Source organism: Psychrobacter sp. ANT_H3, assembly GCF_027919975.1.
GTDB classification, from domain to species: domain Bacteria; phylum Pseudomonadota; class Gammaproteobacteria; order Pseudomonadales; family Moraxellaceae; genus Psychrobacter; species Psychrobacter maritimus.
Map to the genome: position 1 here is coordinate 23,861 of NZ_JAQISM010000028.1, position 23,191 is coordinate 47,051.

At 44.0% G+C, this 23,191-nt stretch carries 17 protein-coding genes; 8 read left to right on the top strand and 9 right to left on the bottom strand.

The features are described 5' to 3' along the window. Nucleotides 1-39 precede the first annotated feature (39 nt). Both pheT and PG901_RS12560 read left to right on the top strand, forming a co-directional pair. Nucleotides 40-2,445, top strand: a complete 2,406-nt coding sequence (gene pheT / locus PG901_RS12555; RefSeq protein WP_271134626.1) for a phenylalanine--tRNA ligase subunit beta — start codon at nt 40-42, stop codon at nt 2,443-2,445. Nucleotides 2,446-2,694: 249 nt separating this feature from the next. Then, complete coding sequence (locus PG901_RS12560; protein ID WP_079692789.1) at nt 2,695-2,994, top strand: integration host factor subunit alpha; 300 nt, start codon at nt 2,695-2,697, stop codon at nt 2,992-2,994. 242 nt (nt 2,995-3,236) lie between these two features. Here the strand turns inward: PG901_RS12560 and PG901_RS12565 are convergent, their stop codons facing one another. Beyond that, entirely contained in the window at nt 3,237-3,593 is a 357-nt protein-coding gene (locus tag PG901_RS12565; RefSeq protein WP_271134627.1) for a hypothetical protein, read from the bottom strand. Between the two features lie 650 nt (nt 3,594-4,243). On the opposite strand from PG901_RS12565, the gene ypfJ reads away from it, so the two are divergent. Beyond that, complete coding sequence (gene ypfJ / locus PG901_RS12570) at nt 4,244-5,131, top strand: KPN_02809 family neutral zinc metallopeptidase (protein ID WP_271134628.1); 888 nt, start codon at nt 4,244-4,246, stop codon at nt 5,129-5,131. A gap of 144 nt (nt 5,132-5,275) precedes the next feature. Here the strand turns inward: ypfJ and PG901_RS12575 are convergent, their stop codons facing one another. The 3 genes from PG901_RS12575 to trxA form a co-directional block, all read right to left on the bottom strand. Beyond that, entirely contained in the window at nt 5,276-5,512 is a 237-nt protein-coding gene (locus tag PG901_RS12575) for a hypothetical protein (RefSeq protein WP_201563623.1), read from the bottom strand. A 391-nt stretch (nt 5,513-5,903) separates the two neighbouring features. Further along, entirely contained in the window at nt 5,904-7,172 is a 1,269-nt protein-coding gene (gene rho / locus PG901_RS12580; protein WP_149490840.1) for a transcription termination factor Rho, read from the bottom strand. Nucleotides 7,173-7,699: 527 nt separating this feature from the next. Further along, entirely contained in the window at nt 7,700-8,026 is a 327-nt protein-coding gene (trxA, locus tag PG901_RS12585; protein WP_149490841.1) for a thioredoxin, read from the bottom strand. Between the two features lie 212 nt (nt 8,027-8,238). On the opposite strand from trxA, the gene PG901_RS12590 reads away from it, so the two are divergent. The 3 genes from PG901_RS12590 to PG901_RS12600 all read left to right on the top strand — a co-directional run bounded on the left by PG901_RS12590 (nt 8,239) and on the right by PG901_RS12600 (nt 10,882). Then, nucleotides 8,239-8,370, top strand: coding sequence for a hypothetical protein (locus tag PG901_RS12590; RefSeq protein ID WP_271134629.1), 132 nt, complete (start codon nt 8,239-8,241; stop codon nt 8,368-8,370). A gap of 88 nt (nt 8,371-8,458) precedes the next feature. After that, complete coding sequence (locus PG901_RS12595; protein ID WP_271134630.1) at nt 8,459-9,172, top strand: RluA family pseudouridine synthase; 714 nt, start codon at nt 8,459-8,461, stop codon at nt 9,170-9,172. Nucleotides 9,173-9,250: 78 nt separating this feature from the next. Beyond that, nucleotides 9,251-10,882, top strand: coding sequence for a flavin-containing monooxygenase (locus PG901_RS12600; RefSeq protein WP_271134631.1), 1,632 nt, complete (start codon nt 9,251-9,253; stop codon nt 10,880-10,882). 192 nt (nt 10,883-11,074) lie between these two features. On the opposite strand, the gene PG901_RS12605 is transcribed toward PG901_RS12600, so the two are convergent. The 3 genes from PG901_RS12605 to PG901_RS12615 all read right to left on the bottom strand — a co-directional run bounded on the left by PG901_RS12605 (nt 11,075) and on the right by PG901_RS12615 (nt 15,619). Then, a complete protein-coding gene (locus PG901_RS12605; protein WP_271134632.1) occupies nt 11,075-12,010 on the bottom strand; it encodes a D-2-hydroxyacid dehydrogenase in 936 nt (311 codons plus the stop codon). A gap of 256 nt (nt 12,011-12,266) precedes the next feature. Then, nucleotides 12,267-13,223: a response regulator gene (locus PG901_RS12610; RefSeq protein WP_201629318.1), complete on the bottom strand. Its 957-nt coding sequence runs from the start codon at nt 13,221-13,223 to the stop codon at nt 12,267-12,269. 83 nt (nt 13,224-13,306) lie between these two features. Next, nucleotides 13,307-15,619 (bottom strand): sensor histidine kinase, encoded by a 2,313-nt coding sequence (locus tag PG901_RS12615; RefSeq protein WP_271134633.1) that lies wholly within the window; start codon nt 15,617-15,619, stop codon nt 13,307-13,309. An 817-nt stretch (nt 15,620-16,436) separates the two neighbouring features. Here PG901_RS12615 and rapA point away from each other — a divergent pair. Continuing rightward, nucleotides 16,437-19,325 (top strand): RNA polymerase-associated protein RapA, encoded by a 2,889-nt coding sequence (gene rapA, locus PG901_RS12620; protein ID WP_271134634.1) that lies wholly within the window; start codon nt 16,437-16,439, stop codon nt 19,323-19,325. Between the two features lie 349 nt (nt 19,326-19,674). Beyond that, on the top strand, nt 19,675-20,577 hold the full coding sequence (locus PG901_RS12625; protein WP_271134635.1) for an acyl-CoA thioesterase: 903 nt from the start codon (nt 19,675-19,677) through the stop codon (nt 20,575-20,577). A gap of 101 nt (nt 20,578-20,678) precedes the next feature. Here the strand turns inward: PG901_RS12625 and mutY are convergent, their stop codons facing one another. Together mutY and ylqF are read right to left on the bottom strand one after the other, a co-directional pair. Continuing rightward, the gene (gene mutY, locus PG901_RS12630; RefSeq protein ID WP_271134636.1) at nt 20,679-21,926 is read right to left on the bottom strand and encodes an A/G-specific adenine glycosylase; all 1,248 of its coding nucleotides are present in this window, start codon (nt 21,924-21,926) and stop codon (nt 20,679-20,681) included. 258 nt (nt 21,927-22,184) lie between these two features. Further along, entirely contained in the window at nt 22,185-23,141 is a 957-nt protein-coding gene (gene ylqF, locus PG901_RS12635; RefSeq protein WP_271134637.1) for a ribosome biogenesis GTPase YlqF, read from the bottom strand. Between the last annotated feature and the right edge of the window lie 50 nt (nt 23,142-23,191).

A 23,191-nucleotide genomic window follows, 5' to 3' on the forward strand; every position in this document is an offset into this window, starting at 1 on the left:
TTCAAAATCTTTATTATAAAATTCTGATCCGAGATATTTATGAAAATTAGCGAACAGTGGCTACGTCAATGGGTAAATCCCAACAATAGCAGTGAGCAATTGGCCGAACAACTCACCATGGCAGGGCTTGAGATTGATGATCGCTTTGCGGTTGCCCGTGCCTTTAGTGGTGTGGTTGTTGGTGAAGTTATCAGTGTCGAGCAGCATCCAGATGCCGATAAACTGCGCGTTACGCAGGTTAATATTGGTGCATCTGAACCGTTACAAATCGTTTGCGGTGCACCCAATGTAACGGTCGGTATGAAAGCACCCGTTGCGACCGTTGGTGCCATTTTGCCTTCTGATAATGGTGCAGGTTTTGAAATTAACAACGGTAACCTACGCGGTGTCGACTCTAAAGGTATGCTTTGCGGCGCGTCTGAAATTGATTTAACCGATAGCATCGATGGTCTGCTTGAATTGCCAGCTGATGCACCGATTGGCATGGATATCCGTGAGTATTTAGGTTTAGACAATCAGATACTAGATATCTCTATCACCCCAAATCGCGGAGATTGCTTTAGCGTACGCGGTATCGCGCGCGAGATATCAGTGATTAACGATTTGCCGATGCAGCAGCCTGAGATTCCTGCCAATGTAGCAACTACTGATAACAGCGCAACGCCAGCGGTGACAGTAAGTGCGGTTGAGGCGTGCCCACGCTATCTTTTACAATCAATCAGTAATATTGATCGTAGCATCGACACCCCAAAGTGGATGCAAGATGCGCTCGTCCAGTCAGGATTACGCTCGCATAACTTTTTGGTTGATGTGACAAACTATGTGTTGATGGAATTGGGTCAGCCGCTACATGCGTTTGATGCCGATACCATTGTTGGTGATATCGTTGTACGTTTGGCAGAGCCTAGCGAGACCATTACCTTATTAAATGAGCAAACCATTACCTTAACCGGTGATGAATTGGTCATTGCTGATGATAAAGGCGCACTTGCGCTCGCGGGTATCATGGGCGGTCAACGCAGTAGTGTGACTGATAGCACCACCAATATCGTCTTAGAGAGCGCCTTCTTTAACCAGCTTGCTATTGCTGCACGTGCACGCCGTTTTGGTCTGCATACTGATGCCTCACAACGTTTCGAGCGTGGTGTCGATTTTGAATTGCCAGAGCTAGCACTGGCACGCGCTTGTGATTTGATTACTAGCGTTACTGGCGGTCAAGCCGGGCAAATAGTAAAAGTGGAAAACAGTGAGCATCTACCGGCACGTGCGCCTATTATGTTGCCACTCACTAAAGTACGTGATGTCATTGGTATTGAGATTGAACCAGCAGTGATGGTACGTATCTTGAATCAATTAGGCTTTGAGGTAGCGCAGCAAGCAGATAGCCTGATTTGCACGCCGCCATCGTATCGCTTTGATATGAGCATTAAAGAAGACCTCATCGAAGAAATTGCGCGTATTTACGGCTATGATAATATTCCAAGTGTCCTGCCGCATCTGCAAGTCAGCATGGATTATGACGATACCGCAGACTTAACGCATCAAATGAAGCTGGCACTGGTCGATAATGGCTATATGGAAGCGATTAGCTTTAGCTTTAGTGATGCAAAAATAGAAGCCCTGCTCGATGATAAAGCGCTAGGTGAAGTGTTGGCACTGGCCAATCCTATCTCTAGCGACTTAGCGGTAATGCGCCGTACTTTGCTGTCAAGCTTATTGCCTTGTGTGCAATATAACCTCAATCGTCAGCAGCCGCGCGTGCGATTCTTTGAAACCGGTCTCAGTTTTGTCGGTCAAAGTATTAGCGAGTTGGTACAAACGCCAAGTATTGCATTGGTCGCAGTCGGCGATGTTTGGGACGAGCAAGCGTATCAAAACCGGGCATTAGACTTTTATGATTTGAAGCATGATATTGAGCAGTTATTACCTGCGCAAGTAGATAATGCGCGTATCCGCTATGAGCGTAGTGAGCTAGCTTTCTTACATCCGGGTCAAAGTGCCAAACTCTATATCGATGATCAGTATGTCGGTTGGTTGGGTCAATTACATCCTAATACCGCTAAACAATTGGATTTGCCAGCTACATGGGTGGCCCAATTATCACTTGCGCCATTATTAACCCTTGTACGTGAACAGCATGCCATCACCACTCCAAGCAAATTCCCGCAAGTACGCCGTGATATTGCCATCTTAGTCGATAGCGATATTAGCTTACAGACGTTAGAGGCGACGATACGCGCGGCAGCCGGTGAGCTATTGACAGATATGTGGCTATTTGATGTGTATCAAGGTGATAAAGTGCCAGCGGGTCAACGCTCATTGGCTTTTGCGCTGATATGGCAAGACAGAACACAGACACTCTCTGATGAAGCGGTAAAGACAGCGACCGATAAGGTAGTGCAAGCCCTAACCGAACAGCACGCTGCTCAGTTGCGTGACAGCTAATATCTAATCCTAAAAATATAAAATCCTCCATAGCCTCCTCATAAGCGAGGCTATGGCGCTTTGCTATTGATGAAAAAGATTAGCTGATAGAAAGTTTTAGGCATAAATTAAGTTAAGTGGTTATTAATAAAGGATTTTATTGCAGACTTTATTAAAATGACGGCAAAAAACCTTTATAATAGCTAACATTAATCCTCATACCGCTAAACCATGATATTCGACATCACGACATAGCATAGGAGTCGTACTGTGAGCACCTTAACCAAATCTGACATGATTGAGCATTTGATGAGTCATCTTAACCTGACACGCCAAGAAGGCCGCTGTTTGGTGGAGAACTTTTTCGATGAATTGTCAGAGAGTTTAATTGATGGCAAAGAGGTCAAGCTTTCAGGCTTTGGCAACTTCGAGCTGAAAGATAAAAATAGCCGTCCCGGTCGTAATCCAAAGACAGGTGAGCCTGTTGCGGTGTCTGCGCGCCGTGTGGTTACCTTTAAAACCGGTCAAAAATTTCGTCAGCAGGTTGATGAACGTTTATTTGATGAGTAAGACTTGGTAATAAGTTACTCTGTTGAGCCAATAGCGATGATGAAAGTCATTCTATTGGCTTTTTAGATTTATCAAGCAAATGATTTACAAGATAGGGTAGTCAGTGTTATTTAGCGCCATAGCCTAACGCATTTTCTACCTAACCTTTGAAGCGCTAATAAAATCCTAAATAACAGACATAAAAAAAGAGAGCATAAGCTCTCTTTTTTTTACTACAGTATTTTTATTATGAAAAATAAAAATTACTGAGCTGGTTCTTCAACTACAACTTCGTCAGCTGCGTCTACTGCAGGAGTTTCGCTAGCTACGTCAACGCTAGTAGTAGTACCGTCTACAGGTACTTCAGCATCGATTTCGTCAGTAGCAGTAGCAGCTTGTGCATCAGCGATGTCAGCTTCAGCGTCAGCAACAGCAGCTTCTGCATCAGCAGGAACAGCTTCGCCTTCAGCAGCAGCTTGGTCTAACTGTTCAGAAGCATCTTGCACTTCTTCTTGTGCGTCAGATAAATCTTCAGCAGCGTTTTCTTTGTTGCTGTCACAGGCAGTAAGGCCCATAGTTGCAGTCATGATACCAGCTAGAGCAAGTAATTTTAAGTTCATAAGGTTTTCTCCGGGAAAATGAAATGATCAGTAGCAGCAAAAAAGGTTGAATATCCGAGATGTCTCAGAATTCAACTAGTATTAATCGCAGCTACTCAGCTTCCACGCATTCTATATGATTTCTTTCTGCATGGAAAGAGCTTGTACAATTAAGTAACAATAAAATTGTAAATAGGGGTTTACATGGTCTACTTAATATAACTTTTAATACAACAAGCCAAATTAATCGACGTATAATCAATGACATCAGTACGATTTAAGGGTTTCCCTATAAAAGGTTTTCTCTCATGACTAAGGTGCTAGTTTATACCCATTTATGGCCTATTGTCAGTACAATTATCATCAAATATAGCCATTGAATGATGAATATTAGCAGGGTATAAATAGCGGTAGTATTCGTAAAAGCTATCAATAAAAACCGTCTATAAAAGTAGTAAGAAACGAAGTCTTAGCAACAAAACAATAGCAGCATAAGAAGCGTTGTTTGACCTCGTTTTTTACGGTTAATGGCTAAATGAAAAATGAAAAGCCGCTAAATAAAATAGGCAATCAAGGGACTGAGCTTAAAATTATTAAATATCCATAACTATATAACAGGACTAACGACGATACGCATAGCGATGACTATGGTATTTTTTAGGAGAGATTTTATGAAATGGCAAGGCAGACGCGGCAGCTCTAATGTGCGCACAAGCAGTGGTGGCGGCAAGATGATCGGTGGCGGTATCGGCGGTATCATCATCGCCGGTATCTTATGGTTGGTGTTTGGGGTCAACCCAATGACTGCACTACAGACCGGTCAAGTGGTTGCAGGTGGTGGCAGCAATACCTCTACTGAGCCTGCGACCAGTGACGACCGTGATACAAGGTTTGTCAAAGTAGTCTTGGCGGATACGGAAGAAGTTTGGCATCAGATATTCAATGAGGCCGGCAGCACTTATAAAGAACCGTCCTTGATTCTATTTAATGGGCAAGTCAGCTCCGCTTGTGGCAGCGCCAGTGCAGCAACCGGACCTTTTTATTGCCCGGGTGATCAAACGGTTTATTTGGATACGTCGTTTTTTGTAGAGATGCGCCAAAACTTAGGTATTACAGGCGATGAGCAAGGCTCAGGTGATAGCGAAAACCAAGGTAAAGCCGGAGATTTTGCCCAAGCGTATGTGATCTCTCATGAGGTTGGTCATCATGTACAGACCTTGCTCGGTATTACCCAACAAGTAAATGAAGCCGGTCGTCAAGTTACGCGCGCACAGGCCAATAAGCTGTCGGTATTACAAGAGCTACAGGCGGATTGTTTTGCGGGCGTTTGGGCACAGCGTAATCAAGAGCGCGTGCAGTTTTTAGAAGCCGGTGATATCGATGAAGCCATCAATGCCGCCGGTCAAATCGGTGATGATCGCTTGGCGCGTGCCAGTGGTGGGGCAGTCGTACCTGATAATTTCACTCATGGTACCAGTCAACAGCGCGTTCAGTGGTTTACCCGTGGTTTAGAGAGTGGCAATATTCAATCTTGCGATACTTTTAGTGGGGCACTATAAGTAGTAGAGTATGATGAATAGTGAGGCATTATAAAAGTATTGCTTCATTCCTTCATTGCTTAATAAATAAACATAAAAAAGCCTGCAATTTAATTGCAGGCTTTTTATTTTGATAACTGTCTGTTGATAGCTATCTAAAATATATTATTTGGTTTGGTCGTAGATATAACCACCAGCGCCACCAAGAGCAGCACCCGCTAATGCACCACGTGCGATGTCTTTACTATCGCCTTTACTTCTGATTAGAGCACCAGCAGCAGCGCCTGCAGTAGCACCTCTTACGGTGTTGTTTGCGTTACCGTATGGGCCTGTATTACAACCAGTCATGATTAATGCTGAACTAGTAATGGCTGTCATTGCAAAAGTTTTAGCAAATTTCATATTATCACCTATTAAGTCGTCAAATTTAAAATACAATATACAGTTTAAAATACAATATGTATCTAGTGATGTTAGTACTACTTTGCATAGTAGCCCGTTTATGTCTATCGCGGCGTAGTAGAAACGCTAAGCTTTGCAAATAGCCTGTAAAGTATGTTGCTTCACTGTATCGTTGGTAGGGCTTTTGCTTGGAGTTATTGTATTTATAATGAAAGTCCGCTAACTGTTTCTAAGGATTATCTCCACAGCTCTATATTCTTTTTAAGTGGAATCGACTATATAGGGAAAAAGTCTTTAAATGAGCATTTAAAAAGCAAAAAAGACCACCCTAAGGCAGTCTTTATGTTTGCATATTCACTATCTAATCAATTTAATAAACAATAACTATTAATTAGTTTTGTGATTTACGTTTCATTTGCTCAAAGAACTCGTCGTTGGTTTTGGCTTCTTTTAGACGGTCTAGCAAGAACTCAGTGGCTTGCACGCCATCCATTGGTTGAAGCAGCTTACGTAAAATCCAAACCTTACGCAATTTATCTTCATCAAGCAGGCGCTCTTCGCGACGTGTGCCTGATTTTTTGATATTAATGGCTGGGAAGACGCGTTTTTCCGCCAAATCACGCTCAAGGGTAATCTCTTGGTTACCGGTTCCTTTGAACTCTTCAAAGATAACGCTGTCCATTTTACTACCCGTATCAATAAGTGCACTGGCAATAATGGTCAAGCTGCCGCCTTCTTCAACGTTACGCGCCGCACCAAAGAAGCGTTTTGGACGCTCAAGGGCATTGGCGTCTAGACCACCGGTCAATACTTTACCTGATGATGGAATCACGGTGTTATAGGCGCGGGCAAGACGGGTAATAGAATCCAGTAAAATGACCACGTCTTGTTTATGCTCAACCAAACGCTTGGCTTTTTCGATGACCATTTCAGCCACTTGGACGTGACGCTGTGGCGGCTCATCAAAGGTAGAAGCAACCACTTCACCGCGTACCGTACGCACCATCTCAGTGACTTCTTCTGGACGCTCATCAATCAAGAGCACGATTAAATAACACTCAGGGTTATTACGGGTAATTGACTGCGCAATGGTTTGTAACAGCATCGTTTTACCGGCTTTTGGCGGTGCAACGATAATCGAGCGCTGACCTTTACCAATTGGAGCAATCAGGTCAATGATACGACCGGTCAAATCTTCAGTCGTGCCATTACCAAGCTCGAGCTTTAATTGCTCAGTTGGGAATAGTGGCGTCAAGTTCTCAAAAATCAGCTTATGACGCGAGCGATCTGGCGTATCAAAGTTAATCTCACCGACTTTTAATAGCGCAAAATAACGCTCAGAGTCTTTTGGCGGACGAATGGTGCCCGCGATACTGTCGCCTGTTTTGAGGCTAAAGCGACGGATTTGACTTGGGCTGACATAGATATCGTCAGGACCTGCTAAATAAGAGCCTTCAGATGAGCGCAAAAAGCCAAAACCATCAGGAAGAACCTCAAGCACGCCGTCACCATAAATGGCTTCACCGTTACGGGCATGGGTTTTTAAAATCGCAAAGATAATGTCTTGTTTACGGCTACGCGCCATATTATCAAGACCCATTTCTTTGGCGATGGCCAATAGCTCAGCGATTGTTTTTTTCTTTAATTCAGTAAGATTCATAGATAGGTCATTAGCAGTTGATCAGATGAGAGATGCCATTATCAGCACAAATCAAGACATTGATTAAAACAACGGATATAGGGCGATAGCGGGTATATGCACAGCATTGGGGTTTATGTAGGTTGGATTTTACGTGCCAGCTTATGGACGCGTTGCCAGAAAGTCAGGCACGCTCATAAGAGGTAAAGATAAAGAAGTCTACATAAGAGTCTGCGTCAAAAACTCAATATCAGTAATTGTGTTTAGTCATTGCGTTCAGTAGTGGTGTTTTATAATGACGATTGTGTTTTTGTTGATAAACACGAGGAGAATAGCGACAAGACACTTAGGAAAATGGTTAGTTTTCTCTTGTCAGCAGACTATACGGGCTTCAAGCTGGCATTGTCAATAATTTTTGCCAAAAAATTCGCATAATCTCGTTTTTTGCTCAGAAAAGCAGCAAAAAAGCCATTATCTGCTGTAGACAATAGCTTTTTCGGTGTCGGCTTTTATATAAAAACCTTTTAGTAAACAATTACTAAAAACGATTATAGATGCTTATCTAGTACGGCTGCTAATGCGGCTTTTGGTTGTAGACCCATCACTGAATCGACTTTTTCGCCGTCTTTAAAGACAAACAGGGTAGGAATGTTACGAATACCAAAACGGCTGGCCGCTTGTGGGTTACTATCGACGTCGACTTTAACGATTTTAACTTTACCTTGGTACTCAGTCGCTAAATCTTCTAAAATAGGCGCAATGGCTTTACAAGGACCACACCAAGTTGCCCAAAAGTCTACTAGAACTGGTACGTCTGACTGTAGGACATCTTGGTCAAAGTTTGCATCGGTGGTGTTAACAATAAGGTCTGACATAGTTTTTCTCTCTTGTTTTATTATTTCTATTACCAGCCGTCTATATAAATATGAGGGTCATATTAAACAGATGAATGGCTAAAGAATGGTTAAGAAGGGGTTAAATTCTGCCATTATATTAACATGTTTGCTCAAAGTTGACAGATGCAGGCCGGTTAAATTGTTTAACAATTACTATTAGCACAATAAATCGAAACATAACGACACAGGTTATGTTTTATCTGTCACTTGCCATCGCTATCGTCATTTTTAACGCAAATCCAGTCGTCGCTTTGAATACTGGTCGAATACTGATTCAGTATTATTTTAACTGCTCACTCACCACCCATTTTGCTCAAAGTTAATTAGTATCGGTAATTTGTTTACATAGACCGTTTATGAATATCGAAACCTTATCAATATAGAACCCATTACTATAAGTAGCTAAATTTTATGCCTTTCACTGATGAAAAGATAGACGCCCTGAATGCTGAAGAAAATGCGTATCCACCGGAGTTTTTTCGAGAATTTGCGCAAGCCGTTACCGTTTATGAAGATGATGATATTTGGGTCGTCGATAAGCCTGCCGGATTGTTAAGCGTCGATGGTAAAACGCTCAAGGTGAGTTTGTTGGCACGGCTTGAGCGTGCCAATCCAGCGGTTAAGTTGATTCATCGCTTAGACATGGATACCTCAGGGCTGCTGATTTTTGCCAAAAATGCTGCCGCGCAGACCCATATTAGTAAGCAGTTTATTGAGCGGCTGCCGCAAAAAGGTTATCAAGCGCGTGTCTTTGGTCAGTGGCAAAGCGTCGGTGCCAAAGGTGAGATATCAGTGCCAGTACGTTATGAGCCTGCAACTAAGCCGCGTCATATCGTCGATGCCAACTGGCCAAAGCATGCATTAACGCTGTATGAGGTGCTGGCGCATGAAGAGTGCAACGGGCAAACCGTCACGCGCGTGCTATTAAAGCCCGTTACCGGTCGCAGTCATCAGCTGCGTGTACATATGGTGCACGTTGGACATGTGATGATTGGCGACCCGATTTATGCAGAAGGTACGGCATTAACGATTGCGCCACGGCTCAATTTACATGCCCAGCAATTACGCCTAAAACATCCCACACTTGGCGCTTGGATGGATTGGGAAAGTCCAAGCCCTTTTTAAGTCGTTCTCTTTTAAATAGATTTCTTTTAAATACACCATGTAAATTAAAACCCATCATGCAAAAACAAGGATTGTATTATGCTTGATATGACTGCCGCCAAACAGGCACTTAAAACGCGCTTTAAATCTAAATCTTCGCCAGCAGCCTTGAATACGCCCGTCGATTGTGAGGTGCTTATCATCGGCGCTGGGATTGCCGGTATCGGCATGGCCAGTCGATTGCAGCAGCAAAAGCACAAAGGGCTGTTTGGGCATAAAAGCCGAAGTCGCTTAAAACAGCTAGTAAAAAGAAAGCCGCAAAAAACTACCCAGCGCTTTGTGGTATTAGAAAAACGCGCGGATTTGGGCGGTACGTGGGATTTGTTTACTTATCCTGGTATTCGTTCAGACTCTGACGCCTTGACTTTTGGTTATAGCTTTCGTCCGTGGTTGGACCATCGAGTATTGGCAAAAGGCGGTGATATTAAAAACTATATTGCTGATACGGCGCGCGAGTTTGGTATCACTGAACATATCCGCTATCAGCATGAGGTGCAGCAGCTGTCTTGGTCAAGCCATAGTCAGAAGTGGACGGCAACGGTAAAAAATCTTGCAAGCGGTGAGGTATTTGCCTTAACGGCAAAGTTTGTCGTCGGTGCTACAGGCTATTATGATTATGAGCAAGGTTACAGGCCTCATTTTGATAAAGAAGAGGACTTTCAGGGTGCTATTGTCCATCCGCAGCATTGGCAAAATGTGAATTATGACGATAAAAAAGTGGTCATAATCGGTAGTGGTGCGACAGCGATGACGCTACTGCCCGCTATGGTCGATGAAGAAAGCGAGCAGTGCGCGCAGCACGTTACCATGCTACAACGGTCGCCGACCTATGTGGCAAGTGTACCGGGCGATGATTATGCGCTTGATTGGCTGGCAGGCAAGTTTTCGCCACTCTCGAAAACGCAAGCTTATAAGCTACTGCGCACGCGCAATGTGTTGATGCAACAAGGGACTTATCGAGCGGCTGTGTTTGCGCCCAAGGTGATGAAAGCATTATTAAAACGTGGCGTTAAAACCGAATTAAAAGGCAGCGGGGTTGATATTGCGCATTTTATGCCCGCTTATAATCCTTGGGATGAGCGGCTTTGTGCCGTGCCAGACAGTGATTTATTTATGGCGCTACATGGCAAACGAGCTGCCGTAGTGACCGATCAAATCAGCCACTTTACCAAGACTGGCATCATGCTTGACTCGGGCAAACACCTAGATGCTGATATCATCGTTACCGCAACGGGGTTAAAGCTGCAAATGCTTGGCGGCGCTAAAGTCTATGTCGATGGGCAAGCAATCGATATCGGCTCGCGCATGACTTATAAGGCGGTCATGATTGAAGGCGTGCCAAATATGGTGGCGCTATTTGGCTATACCAATGCGTCGTGGACACTAAAAATCGACTTGGCTTGTCAATATGTGCTGCGGCTGCTCAACCATATGCATAAGCATCGCTATCAAGTGGCAGTGCCGCAAGCAAAAACTGCGCATAGCGAGGCACATGCTCAGCCAGATACGGTGATGGGTGCGCTATCGGCAGGCTATGTGCAGCGCGCGCAACACGAGCTACCAAAACAAGGCGATATTTATCCTTGGCGGGTCACTAACAATTATCTGAGTGACCGCGTGATGCTCAAATACCGTAACATAAAAGACGATTGGTTACGCTTTAGTCGTTAAGCTTTATTAGGGCGTGTCCTCAATTCAATCGATGGACATCTAAATGGTCTAAAAATGGCTAAATTTTGCCAAACTTCGTCAAATAGCTGGGTAATATCCCGATATTAACTGCACTATTTTCCTTGTTTGGCTACAATTTATCTCATTTTTATCACCATTTTTAAAATGAGGACGCGCCCTAGTGATTGTCTTTTAATGCTTATCGATAAATTCTGAGACTTGCTTACTTAGGATTTGCCACAAGGTTTCTTGCGCGCTTTTACTGCCCCACGCGTTATGTGGACTAAATATCACCCGTGGATGGTCAGCAAGGGTCAATAAAGGGTCGTCTTTGACAATTGGCTCTTGCTCAAATACATCGGTGGCATAACCAATTATTTGCTCGTTATTAATCGCATTAGTTAGCGCTTGGCTATCGACAATACCGCCACGGGCGACATTCACAATCAGCGGCTGTTTAGCCATTTTTGCTAAAGTATCTGCATTAATAAGATGCTTGGTTTGCTCGTTTAATGGGCAATGTAAGCTCAGTACATCAGACTGCGCCAGTACGTCTTCAAACGCCGTATAATCCTCATTACGCGGCGTACGCCCTTGATGCTCTGCCCACAATACCGTCATCCCAAAAGCGCGGGCGATGTCGGTGACGCGTTTACCAATAGTGCCAACACCAATAATCCCCAGTGTCTTATCTTCCAAATCTATCAGTGGGATATCGAGCAAGCAGAAATTACCGTTATCTGCCCACGTACCGTCAGCAACTTTTTCATGATAATGGATGCCGGCACGCATGGCAGTTAGCATCAGCATAAAGGTATGCTCGGGCACGCTTTTGACCGCGTAACCCGCGACGTTATATAGCGCAATATTGTGCTTAGCACAGGCATCTTGATCGACGTTGTTCATACCAGTAGCAGTTAGCTGGATAAGCTTAAGCTTGGGCAGATTGGCTATGATGTCAGCATTGATTTGGACTTTATTGGTAAAAATAATGTCGGCATCTTGACAGCGCTCAATAATCAGCTCCTGAGGCGTATCGTCGTAAGTAATATAGTCGGTAACGCCAACGGGTGCTGGCAAGTCGACATTATCAGAAAAAGTACCTTTGTCTAAAAAAACCGCTTGCATGATGATTCCTTATCTCATTGTTATTTTAAATAGATGATATTTTAAATAGAGTACGTTTTAAATGGTCTTGCATTTTAAATAGGCTGACATAGTTATCCGCTTAATGTAGCACGTTGCAGTCTTTAGTCAAAAAGCGTGTCAAAAAGCGTGTCAAAAAGCACGTCAAAAAGCGTACAGCAAAAAACCTCTACTTCAATTTGAAATAGAGGTTTTATTTTTTGCGATAGGAATTTTTGTGCTTATGTCGTTTTTACGCTTATAAAGAGAAGCGCTTACGCAATTTGCCAATCAGACTACGTACGCGACTGCTTAAATCGATACGCACGTCGTTTTCAGGGTCATGCTCGACTTCATAGCGCTTAACCAATTCAGGACTGGCTTTCAGTTTTGTATGATGCTGAAAGGCACGGTTGACGCTAATCTCAAGTAAGCTGGCGCGCATTGGTTTTGGTAAGCAGCGATAGACCTGACCTTTATTAATCAAGTCAATTAACAAGCCTGCATCTTGGAATTCAGTTTGTACTAAAACCACCAAGTGCGGCGCATCTTGTTTTAAGGTAAAGATAATCGGCGCGATGTTCTCGCCGCTGACATTGATGTCGGTAATACAAACACCAATATCCTCATTCGCCAAATAATCATAAGCCTCTTCTAAGCCTTTAGCATGCAGGACTCTATAACTGTTAGAAAACTGCTTACGTATTTGCTCAATCAGATCGTTGGTTTCATCGATGACCAATAGCGTTTGCTTGTTGCCTGAGCTGTCAAATTGCTCAGCGTCTTCGTCTGGGTTGTAGGTCAAAGCGATTTCGGTGGCGCGACCGACGACGGCAAGCAGCTCTTCAGATTTACAAGGTTTGGTCAAATAACGATAAATCTCCCCATCGTTAATAGAGCCAATAATCGCGTTCAAATCAGCGTAACCGGTCAATAAGATACGCATGGTAGACGGCGATACTTCTTTGACTTCGCGCAAGATATCGACACCAACGCGCTCAGGCATACGCTGGTCACTGACCGCCACGTGTACGTGGTTGTTTTTGATATAGTCAATATACTCAGTCGGGTCCGTGGTGATAAAAACGTCATGCGTTTTACGAAACAGCAGTTTCATCGAACGTAAAATACGTTGTTCATCGTCAATGAACGCCAACTTCGGTTTTGCTTCAGACCCTAACGCGGCGCTAGGGGTTTCCATTTCCAATTCATTCATGATGGTATCCTTATGATGAATAATAGTGCTATAGCTTTATATAATCATTAAAATAGCAATTAAAATAAGACAGAACCTAGCGATTACGCTGCTAGGCTTTGTTCCGTTAAATCATTATCAATCGGTAGCGTTAAGGTAAAGGTGGTGCCAACGCCTTCGGTTGAGACCGCTTGAATGTCGCCATTATGCTGTTCCATAATCTGCTGACTGATGGCCATACCAAGACCCGTACCTTCGCCTGCGCCCTTAGTGGTAAAGAACGGCTCAAAAATTTGATTAAGCACGTCGGTGCTCATACCTTTGCCGTTGTCGCTGACATCGATATAGACATTGCTGTCATCAGAGCGCGTCCGCACTTCGATTTTGCCATCCAGTTTTTCTCCCATGGCTTGCGCGGCGTTATTGAGCAAGTTCACCAAGACTTGGTTAATCTGTGACGGCGAGCATTTAACCTCAGGCGTCGGCGCAAAATCAGTGACAATTTCTTGATGTCTGATAGAGTTACCAGCGATTTTCAATGAGGCTTCGATACATTCGCGCACATCGATAGTTTTCACTTTTGATTCATCAAGACGGGCAAAGTTACGTAGATTTAGGACCATCTCGGTAATTTGCTCAACGCCAAAGAGTGAGTCTTTAATCAGCTCTTTGAGCTCAGCGGACAGATCATCTTCTTGGATTTCATCAGACGCACGGACGATATCTGCCAATAGCTTGTCAATTTTGCCATCAGCAGCGGCATCAGTTTTAACGGCTTTTAACCCTTGTACCAGTTCAATCAGCTCTTCGTATTGCTCAGTCAACTGACCGATAATTTCAAGGTTATTTTGCACATAAGATAATGGTGTATTTACTTCATGGGCAACACCAGCAACCATTTGACCTAAAGTCGCCATTTTTTCTGAACGAATCAATTGCAGCTGTGAGTTTTTCAGCTCTTTTAGCGTATCTTGCAGCTCAGCGGTACGTTCTTCGACTTTAATCTCTAGCTGCTGGTTAATATTGGCAAGCTTACCTTCGTTAGATTGGATACGGTCTAGTAGGTCATTAATAGAGCCGTTCACCAGTCCAATCTCGTTGCGACCTTCAGCGAATTTAACCTCGCTCAGCTTATTGTATTGCTTGTCGTTAATCAGCTTTTCCGCTTGCGAGATTTTGTCAGTGGTTTCTTTTAGCGGTTTAAAGGCTAAGAAAGTCAACATAAAGTAAATCACACCCGCTGTGATTAATAGCGCCAAGGCAATCCAGTTAATCAAGTTTTCACTGAGATTATCGGCGATAGCGTTAATTTCAGCATCAGGCTGGACAACGATCAGCTTCCAATAAGTCTCAGGAATCTCAAACACATACGCTTGACTGCCGTTGTAGAAGTTGTCTTTAGTTAGCTCAAAGCTCTGCAATAAGCGACTATCCATCGCGTTTTGCTTGTTTTCGCTATTATTTAGATAAGCGGCATAGTTGACCAAATAATAACCTTTGGAATCACCTGTTTCTGCTTTATCAATCGTATTCAATACTTGCTGTACTTGCGGCGATACGCTAGCTGCAACGCGCTCGATAGTCTCGTTACGCTGAGCTTCCAAGAAGTTTAATACCGGATTCCAAGCAGGGTCAGAGTTGATAACTTGTTTGATATCAAGCGGCGTACCGGTTTTTTCATCAATATAGCTTAAGCGTTCAGGGTTAGATGAAGCGATAACTTTATCACTATTATCCAGCAATAGAATATAACCTGAGCCCGAGCTTTCGCTTAACTTCACGATGTTTTCTTGTAGCTGGTTTAGGGTAAAGTTAACGGTACTGGCGCCCCAGAACTGATTGTCACGCTCGATTGCAACACCGCAGCTCATTGCCAGCTCGCCTTTGGTTTGGCTGGCGCGGACATGGTTCCAGATACAGCTTTCAGGTTTGAGCAACTTTAAAACGCTAAACCAATCTTCTTGATAATAAGGATTGGCAGGATTTGGGTCGCTGAGTACCGCTTGATAATCGCCATTTTGACGTACCATCAAAAACGGATGGGTTGCAGCATTGACACCAAGTGCGCCTTTTTCAGGCCAAATGCCGCCACTACCTAATAAGTTATAATCACGCTTATCAAAGGCATTGGCGGTACTGGCTTGCAAAATCGCTTCTTGTGGTGGCAGCGTTTGCGCGCTTTGTTGCAGTAGCAGGGCACTGCGCATCACCCGATTGATATCGGCTGAGATACTATTGACTGCTGTATTACCACGCTCGGCGACCAGTTTTGCTGACTCAAGGCGAATTTTCTCATAGCCTTCTTTATCAACAACATAGACGACGACCGCCAGTACGACCGCAAAAGCGATAAATAGAATGGTCGTCACTTGGGTACTGACTTGGTTAAAAAAGCCAACTTTTTTGGAGGCACTCATGATGGGGTTTGTCCTTGGATGATAAGAAGCACAAAGAAGATTGTTAAAGGGATTAAAGGGATTAATGCGATATGACACTCAAAGTTATCATTACTCTCATAAAATATAATTATGTATAATATTATAAGTGATAACTAAATGGACTATAATAAGCACTACTATCTCTATAGCGTTTAGACAGCATCTATAACGACTATGAATCTATAATGACCATGAATCTATAATGACCATGAATCTATAATGACCATGAATCTATAAAAGTGGGATTAGATACCGTTAATGCTTAAATATAGATGATAGATAATAGGTACTTGGTAAACTTAGACAACGCAGACAGTCATTTTAATATGGCTCAGCTAAATATTGTAGAGCTTCAGTCAGAGGTAGTTAGCCAGAGACACTTATCCAGAGATGATTAATCAGAAACACTTAGCCAAATTAGCCGCATAGAGAAATAACTTATTGCATTTTTTAACAATACAGCAACAATTATATGATGGCAATATTTTTTGTTTACTTGCGAGTCGTTATCTTGTTGTTTTATAAGACCAACTTATGCTTGGCTTTGCGGCAATCTTGGTAAAATCTGCTCTTGAAAAGTCAACTTAACGCACTCATCTAGGCGCTAACGTTATATAATGGTCTGTTTTATCAATCGACCTAGCTTTTAAGTTGGGCATTGCTGATATCGCCAATGACCAGCAGCTTATTAATGACATTGAGCTATCAAGCCAGCAACGCTAGCTTGGCCAGTAAACGTAGCTTGCCTCATTAACTATCTATTTTCTTATCATCTGAGTACAAAAGACATCGCCTTATGACTATCTCTATCGCTTCATTGCACAGCACCGAATTTGCCGTTGGTCAACGTTATCTATCTGATACGGAGTCTGAGCTTGGCTTGGGGGTGGTCATCGATGTTGATGACCGCTGTGTACATATCTTATTTCCACAAAGTGAAGAGACCCGCGTCTATGCAAAAAACTCTGCGCCGTTATCGCGCGTGGTGTTCAAAGAAGGCGATAGCATTTCTGACCAAGCCGGTAAAACCTATACCGTAACCGCGGTCGAAGAAGTGATGGGCGTGCTCAAATACAGTGTCGATGAGCATGAAAAAGGCATTATGGAAACCCGTTTGGCGGCCAATATCACGCTTGCCAAGCCGCTTGAGCGTCTGCTTGCTGGTCGTATTGAACGTGGCGATTGGTATGAGCTGCGTCAAGATATCTTGCGTATGCAATCGGCGCTAGCGGGTCATCCGCTTAAAGGTCTAATGGGCGCGCGCGTCGATATTATTGAGCATCAGCTTTATATTGCCCATGAAGTTGGCAAACGTATCGCGCCGCGTGTCTTGCTTGCTGACGAAGTCGGTTTGGGTAAAACCATTGAAGCGGGTTTGATTATTCATCAGCAGCTATTGACTGGCAAAGCTGAGCGCGTATTAATCCTTGTACCAGACAGTTTGCAATATCAGTGGATGATTGAGCTGCGCCGCCGTTTTAATCTAAACTTTGCCTTATTTGATTTGGTACGTACGGCAGCGATTAAAGAGCACGACCCTGAGCAAAACGTCTTTGCTACTGAGCAATGTATTATTGCAGGTATGGATTTATTGCTCGACCATCCAGATTTGTATGACCAAGCGATGGAAGCCGGTTTTGATTTATTGGTCGTCGATGAGGCGCATCACCTGCATTGGGATGAAGCGCAAGGCGGCAATGATAAATATGACTTGATTGCTGACTTTGCTGAAGAAACACCGGGGGTGATGCTATTAACCGCCACGCCTGAGCAACTTGGCGCACAAAGTCACTTTGCCCGTCTGCGTTTATTAGACCCCGATCGTTTTGACGACTTGGATGAATTTATCGATGGTCAAGAAGCCTTTGCTGAAACCGCAGCGGTTGCTAGTGTCTTAATCGAAGATAAGCCGTTAAGTGATGGTCAAATTGCGGCGTTAAGTCATCTGCTTACTATTAGTATCGATGAATTAGCAAACATTAATGAAGATGAAAAACTGCGTACTTATGCGCTCAATGAACTCCTTGACCGTCATGGTACGGGACGTATTTTATTCCGTAATACCCGTGAAAGCGTCAAAGGCTTCTATGGGCGTAGCAGCCAGCCGTATCCATTGCCGCTACCTGAAGCATGGGTCGATAGCTATCAAACCAATGGTAAATTGCGCGAGCAGCTTTGGGGTGAAGAAAACCAACCTGACGGTAGCTGGCTAGAAGATGACCCACGTGTGCCGTGGTTGATTGATATCTTAAAGGGTGAGCTTAAGCATAAAAAAGTATTGCTGATTGCCCGTAGTGGGGCGACGGTTGAAAGCTTAGAAGCGGTATTGCGTCTGCATGCCGGTATTAAAACCGCCATTTTTACTGAGCAGATGACCTTGCTTGAGCGTGACCAAGCGGCGGCGTTTTTTGCTGATAGTGAAGGCGCACAGATATTATTATGTTCAGAGATTGGTTCAGAAGGTCGTAACTTCCAGTTTGCAAGCCAGCTGATATTGTGGGACCTGCCTGCTAATCCAGATACTTTAGAGCAGCGTATCGGTCGCCTAGACCGTATCGGGCAAACGCAGCAGATTATGCTGCACGTTCCTTATGTACAAGGTACGGCGCAAGAGCGTCTATATCGGTGGTATAACGACGCGCTAAATATGTTTAATCAGATTTCACCGACCGCCCAAAGCGTGCAAGAGCAGTATATCCAAGACCTAAAGCCGATGCTTGAAGGTGCGGATAACGACGCTAACCGCACCACTTTGCAAGATATCATTGATGACGCGCTACAAACGCGTTTGGATCTTGAGGCGCAGTTGCAAGCCGGTCGCGATCGTCTTTTAGAGTACAACTCATGCCGTCCGCGTGTTGCTGGTCGTATCGCTGATGCTATGCGTGATTTTGATGGGCATAATCTATTGCCGCAATTTATCGAGCGCTTTTTTGCTTCCGCCAATATCGACCACAATATCCAACGTGATGGTTCATGGGTGATTGCACCAATTGATAGCACTGAGATTAGCGATTATATCGACGGTCTGCCACTTGGCGATGAAGATGGTATGACCTTGACCTTTGAGCGTGAGCAAGCGCTGCAGCGTGAAGATATCGAATTTATCACTCACGAGCATCCATTGATGCGCGCGATTTATGAGCTGGCAAGTACCAGCACCTTTGGTAATACCACCGTTGCCATGCTAAAAAGTGCTGCCGTCCCGCAAGGTATGGTGTTGCTCGAGGTGAATTTCCGCGTCGAAGCGATTGCGCCAAGATTACTCAATTTACCTGCGACTTTAACCACACAAAATATCCGTGTCTTTATCAGTGAGCAGGGCAGTGATTTATCCGCCCGTATCAGCGCCGATATGATTATGCCGCATATTGAACGTTTGGATAAAAACCGCGCCCGCCAAGTGATTAAAGTACGTGGCGATGTGATTGAGCAGCGTTATTATGAAGCTGAAGACATTGCCCGCCAGCAGTTAGCGGAGATTGGTGAACAAGCCAGTGCGCGTTTTAGCCAGCAGTGGTCGCGTGAAATCAAACGCCTAAAGCATTTGCAAACCATCAATCCTAACGTCCGCCCAGAAGAGATTGAGCGCTTAGAGCAGCTAAAAGCCCAAGGCGAGCAAGCATTGGGTAATCTGTCTTTAGTACCAGACTCTATCCGTGTGCTCGTGGCCGTGAAACCATAAATTTGGCAAATATAAAAACGAGATGGCAGTAGGCACCTCGTTTTTTATTTATTAACACTATCCTAGATAGTTATTTTAGACTTAACATTGCGCGGTAACTGCCTAGTCAAAGCCGTTAATATTCGTTAAGATGATTGGCTTTTCGCTTTATAATGAGTTCTTAGCAATCGTTTTACTGGTCATTTATTGCGCGCTCTAAGCGTTATCTTGTAGTTTACTGCAAGCCATTTCATATTATTTTAAATTAAAACGCCGTATTGGCTTAAGCATATGGTATCGAGATCAATATCGTTAGGTGCTTATACCCAGATGCTTGGCGTTATTGATAAAAATAAGGAAACGTATCGTCATGTCTGATTATCCGCAACTGATAGATGAGCTGCTGGCTACTGTCGCGCTTATTGAAGTCAGCCCTGATGTTTTTGAAGGTAAAAGCCACGACTATGTTGGCAGTCGTATTTTTGGTGGGCAAGTGCTGGCGCAAGCGATTATGGCAGCGGCGCATACACTGGATAAAGACAAACCCTGTCATTCACTGCACGGCTATTTTTTGCGCGGTGGTGATATCAATCAGCCGGTTATTTATAAAGTACGCCGCCTGCGTGATGGCCGCAGCCTGTCTGCGCGTGAAGTAACGGCGATTCAATATAAAGAAGTACGCGGCAAAGCGCCTATTGAGCAAGTGATATTTTCGATGATTGCGTCGTTTTCACCGATGGAAGAGGGCTTAGAATATCAAGAGGATATGCCCGTTTATCCGCCGCCAGAGGATTTGCTTGCCGAGCAGGATTTAAAAGAAGAGTACGTCGGTAAAGTCCCAGATGCGCTTAAAGCGCGCTTTATGCGTCGTCGTCACGTCGAGATTAAGCCGGTCAAACCGCGTGACCCAATTCATCCAGAACCGATGAAACCTAAGCAAGCAAACTGGCTGCGTATTCGTGAATTGGGCAATCAACCCATAGCAATTCAGCAAGCACTATTGGCATTTTCATCCGACTTCTACCTAGTAGGTACGGGGCTGATGTCGCACGGTGTAAGCTTTATGACCAGTGGCTTACAAGCGGCGAGTATCGACCACTCGATGCATTTTCATCGTGAATTTGACTTAAATAATTGGCTGCTATACGACATGTGGAGTGATACCACATCCAATGCCATGGGTCTGAACCATGGGCAGTTTTGGCAAGATGGTCGATTGGTAGCAACGGTACAACAAGAAGGCTTGATGCGCTTACGTGTACCGAAGTCTTAAGTTCTGTCTTAAGTTTTTAGTGCTTTATAAATTAAAAAAGCGACTCATGATTTATTGTGAGTCGCTTTTTTTTATAAATGTTATTTAGTTGCATTCACTCATTATTCTAAAATCTTAACCATCGCGCGTGGTAATCCAAGCGTTGCCTGTGCATCATCAGCATTTAACCAGTTAATATTAATCTCTGCTGCTTGTAATGCTTGGGTTAAATCAGCCGTTTGCTCATTATTTAAAGTCAGTGATTGCGGCGTTAAATACCAATGGAAATGGGTTAATGAGTGTTTAATAGGCGCGTCATCAAGTAAGGTTTTATTAATTGATGCTACTTCTAGTTTATTCTTGTCTAACCATTCATTGATAATTTGCTCAGCGACGGTAAATTCTGTTTCATAGACCTTCTCATTACTAGCTACTTCTAAAGATTGCTCAACAGTCGCTTCTTTTATTTTCTTATCTATATTCTTGTCGGTATTTTTAACAGCAGCTTTGCCGCTAATTTTTTCTACAAATTCTAGCGGTAAACTCCACAACCCGCCCCAAATGCCGTTATCAGGGCGCTGTAGCCATAAGATATTGCCATCTACATCTTTAATCAGTAACGCATTACTAAACTTACTGGGTTTGGGCTGCTTTTTTGCTTTGACTGGATAATCGGTTTCGCGACCTTGCGCGTGCGCTAAGCAATCATCTTGTAGCGGACATAATAGGCAAGCAGGTTTACTACGAGTGCATAAAGTTGCGCCCATATCCATCATCGCTTGCGCAAATAATCCTGAGTTTTCTCTAGGCGTTAGACGTTCTGCCAATGCCCACAGCTCTTTAGTGGTGGCAGATTTAGTGATATCGCCATCGATTGCCGCCCAGCGTGTCAGGACGCGTTTGACGTTGCCGTCACATATGACACCATAGCGATGTAGCCCCATTGCCATAATTGCGCCAGCGGTCGACGGGCCAACGCCAGATATCGCCTCCCAACCGGCTAAGGTTTGCGGAAAGTCGCCCGTCTCATTAATTACTTCGACCAATTGCTTCGCGCCTTTATGTAAATTACGCGCGCGCGCATAGTAGCCAAGACCTGCCCAATGCTCCGCCACCATATCCCATTCTGCTGCGGCTAAATCCTGCACCGTCGGAAAGCTATCCATAAAACGGGCAAAGTAGGGCAGCACTGTCGTTACTTGCGTTTGCTGTAGCATGACTTCTGATAGCCAAACGATATAAGGATTGGGCGTATGGGTTTGGTGCTGTTGCCAAGGTAAGTCGTGGCGTCCATTAATTGCAAACCAGTCGAGAAGGCGTGGGGCGAGGGAGTCGAGAGAGGTTGATGATTGAGAAAATTGAGTAGGCAAGAGTATTCCTTGTAAATTGAACAGGGATATATGAATTTGAGATTAAGAACGTTTATGGGGTGTAATACGATTGATACAAGACAACAGCGGGTGAGCTTCGTTTTCAATATCAGAAGATGAAATTATAATTGATCGTTTTGTTTGCCAAGTAAAGTTTGAGTAAATCTGCAGATAAGTTAAAGGTAAATAATAAAATATAGCAGGTGCGCTAGGCGCACCCTAAGCGAACTTCAAATATACTTATAGAGAATATTCTACCTACTTCCGATTCTTCCGCGTTTTTAAACGGCGCAAACGTTTCTCTTCTTCTTTAGCGATTCTTTTCTCTTCTGCAGCGATGCGTTGTTCGGCGACGACCAGCTCTTCAGCTTCCGTCATTGCAGGCGTCTCGAGCGTAATGTCGCCAAGCTTGCCACTACGTAACTCGTTAATCAGAATCTCAGACATGCGGTAAGTATCGACTTGATTGCCCGCGCGTACACAACCGCGATTACGTCCAGCTATTTCAAAAAACTCCCAATCGGTCTTGGGTAATTCTTCGATTTTATATCGAGTTTTTAGTAGCTCAGGATAGGCTGTCAGCAAATACTCAGCGGTATAACTGGCCACATCAGCGAAGTCAAAAGCGGTATCACGAATACCGCCAGTCGCTGCTAGACGATAGCCAGAATTTTCGTTTTCAACCTTTGGCCATAGCATACCGGGGGTATCATAGAGCATAATGTCATCGTCAAGCTTAATCAGCTGCTGCGACTTAGTGACGGCAGGCTCGTCGCCGGTTCTTGCCACGGCGCGGCCTGCTAAGGTATTAATCAAGGTCGATTTACCAACGTTTGGAATACCCATAATCATGGCTTTGATTTGGCGACCGGTGCCGACTTTATTGGGCACCATTTTTTTACATAGCGCAATGATACGCTTGACGTCATCGGCTTTATTATTGTCGCACGCGATAGCTTTAACGCCATCTTGTTGCTCAAGATATTCCATCCACGCTTTGGTCAATTCAGGATCAGCAAGGTCGGCTTTATTTAAAATTTTGATGACCGGTTTTTCGCCGCGTAATGCCGCGACCATTGGGTTTTCGCTACTATAAGGAATACGCGCGTCAATCACTTCAATGACGACGTCCATCTGCGGCATGATTTCTTTGATTTCGTTACGGGCCTTGTTCATATGCCCAGGGAACCACTGAATACTTGCTCTCTTATCCATCTGCTTTTATAACCTTTTATAAAAAATGCTAAAAGTAAGACACTCTTTGC

Excerpts from the sequence above, each read along its gene's own strand:
- pheT (WP_271134626.1), top strand. The coding sequence starts at position 40 with ATGAAAATTAGCGAACAGTGGCTACGTCAATGGGTAAATCCCAACAAT.
- PG901_RS12565 (WP_271134627.1), bottom strand. The coding sequence starts at position 3,593 with ATGAACTTAAAATTACTTGCTCTAGCTGGTATCATGACTGCAACTATG.
- ypfJ (WP_271134628.1), top strand. The coding sequence starts at position 4,244 with ATGAAATGGCAAGGCAGACGCGGCAGCTCTAATGTGCGCACAAGCAGT.
- PG901_RS12575 (WP_201563623.1), bottom strand. The coding sequence starts at position 5,512 with ATGAAATTTGCTAAAACTTTTGCAATGACAGCCATTACTAGTTCAGCA.
- rho (WP_149490840.1), bottom strand. The coding sequence starts at position 7,172 with ATGAATCTTACTGAATTAAAGAAAAAAACAATCGCTGAGCTATTGGCC.
- trxA (WP_149490841.1), bottom strand. The coding sequence starts at position 8,026 with ATGTCAGACCTTATTGTTAACACCACCGATGCAAACTTTGACCAAGAT.
- PG901_RS12590 (WP_271134629.1), top strand. The coding sequence starts at position 8,239 with ATGTTTTATCTGTCACTTGCCATCGCTATCGTCATTTTTAACGCAAAT.
- PG901_RS12595 (WP_271134630.1), top strand. The coding sequence starts at position 8,459 with ATGCCTTTCACTGATGAAAAGATAGACGCCCTGAATGCTGAAGAAAAT.
- PG901_RS12600 (WP_271134631.1), top strand. The coding sequence starts at position 9,251 with ATGCTTGATATGACTGCCGCCAAACAGGCACTTAAAACGCGCTTTAAA.
- PG901_RS12605 (WP_271134632.1), bottom strand. The coding sequence starts at position 12,010 with ATGCAAGCGGTTTTTTTAGACAAAGGTACTTTTTCTGATAATGTCGAC.
- PG901_RS12610 (WP_201629318.1), bottom strand. The coding sequence starts at position 13,223 with ATGAATGAATTGGAAATGGAAACCCCTAGCGCCGCGTTAGGGTCTGAA.
- PG901_RS12615 (WP_271134633.1), bottom strand. The coding sequence starts at position 15,619 with ATGAGTGCCTCCAAAAAAGTTGGCTTTTTTAACCAAGTCAGTACCCAA.
- rapA (WP_271134634.1), top strand. The coding sequence starts at position 16,437 with ATGACTATCTCTATCGCTTCATTGCACAGCACCGAATTTGCCGTTGGT.
- PG901_RS12625 (WP_271134635.1), top strand. The coding sequence starts at position 19,675 with ATGTCTGATTATCCGCAACTGATAGATGAGCTGCTGGCTACTGTCGCG.
- ylqF (WP_271134637.1), bottom strand. The coding sequence starts at position 23,141 with ATGGATAAGAGAGCAAGTATTCAGTGGTTCCCTGGGCATATGAACAAG.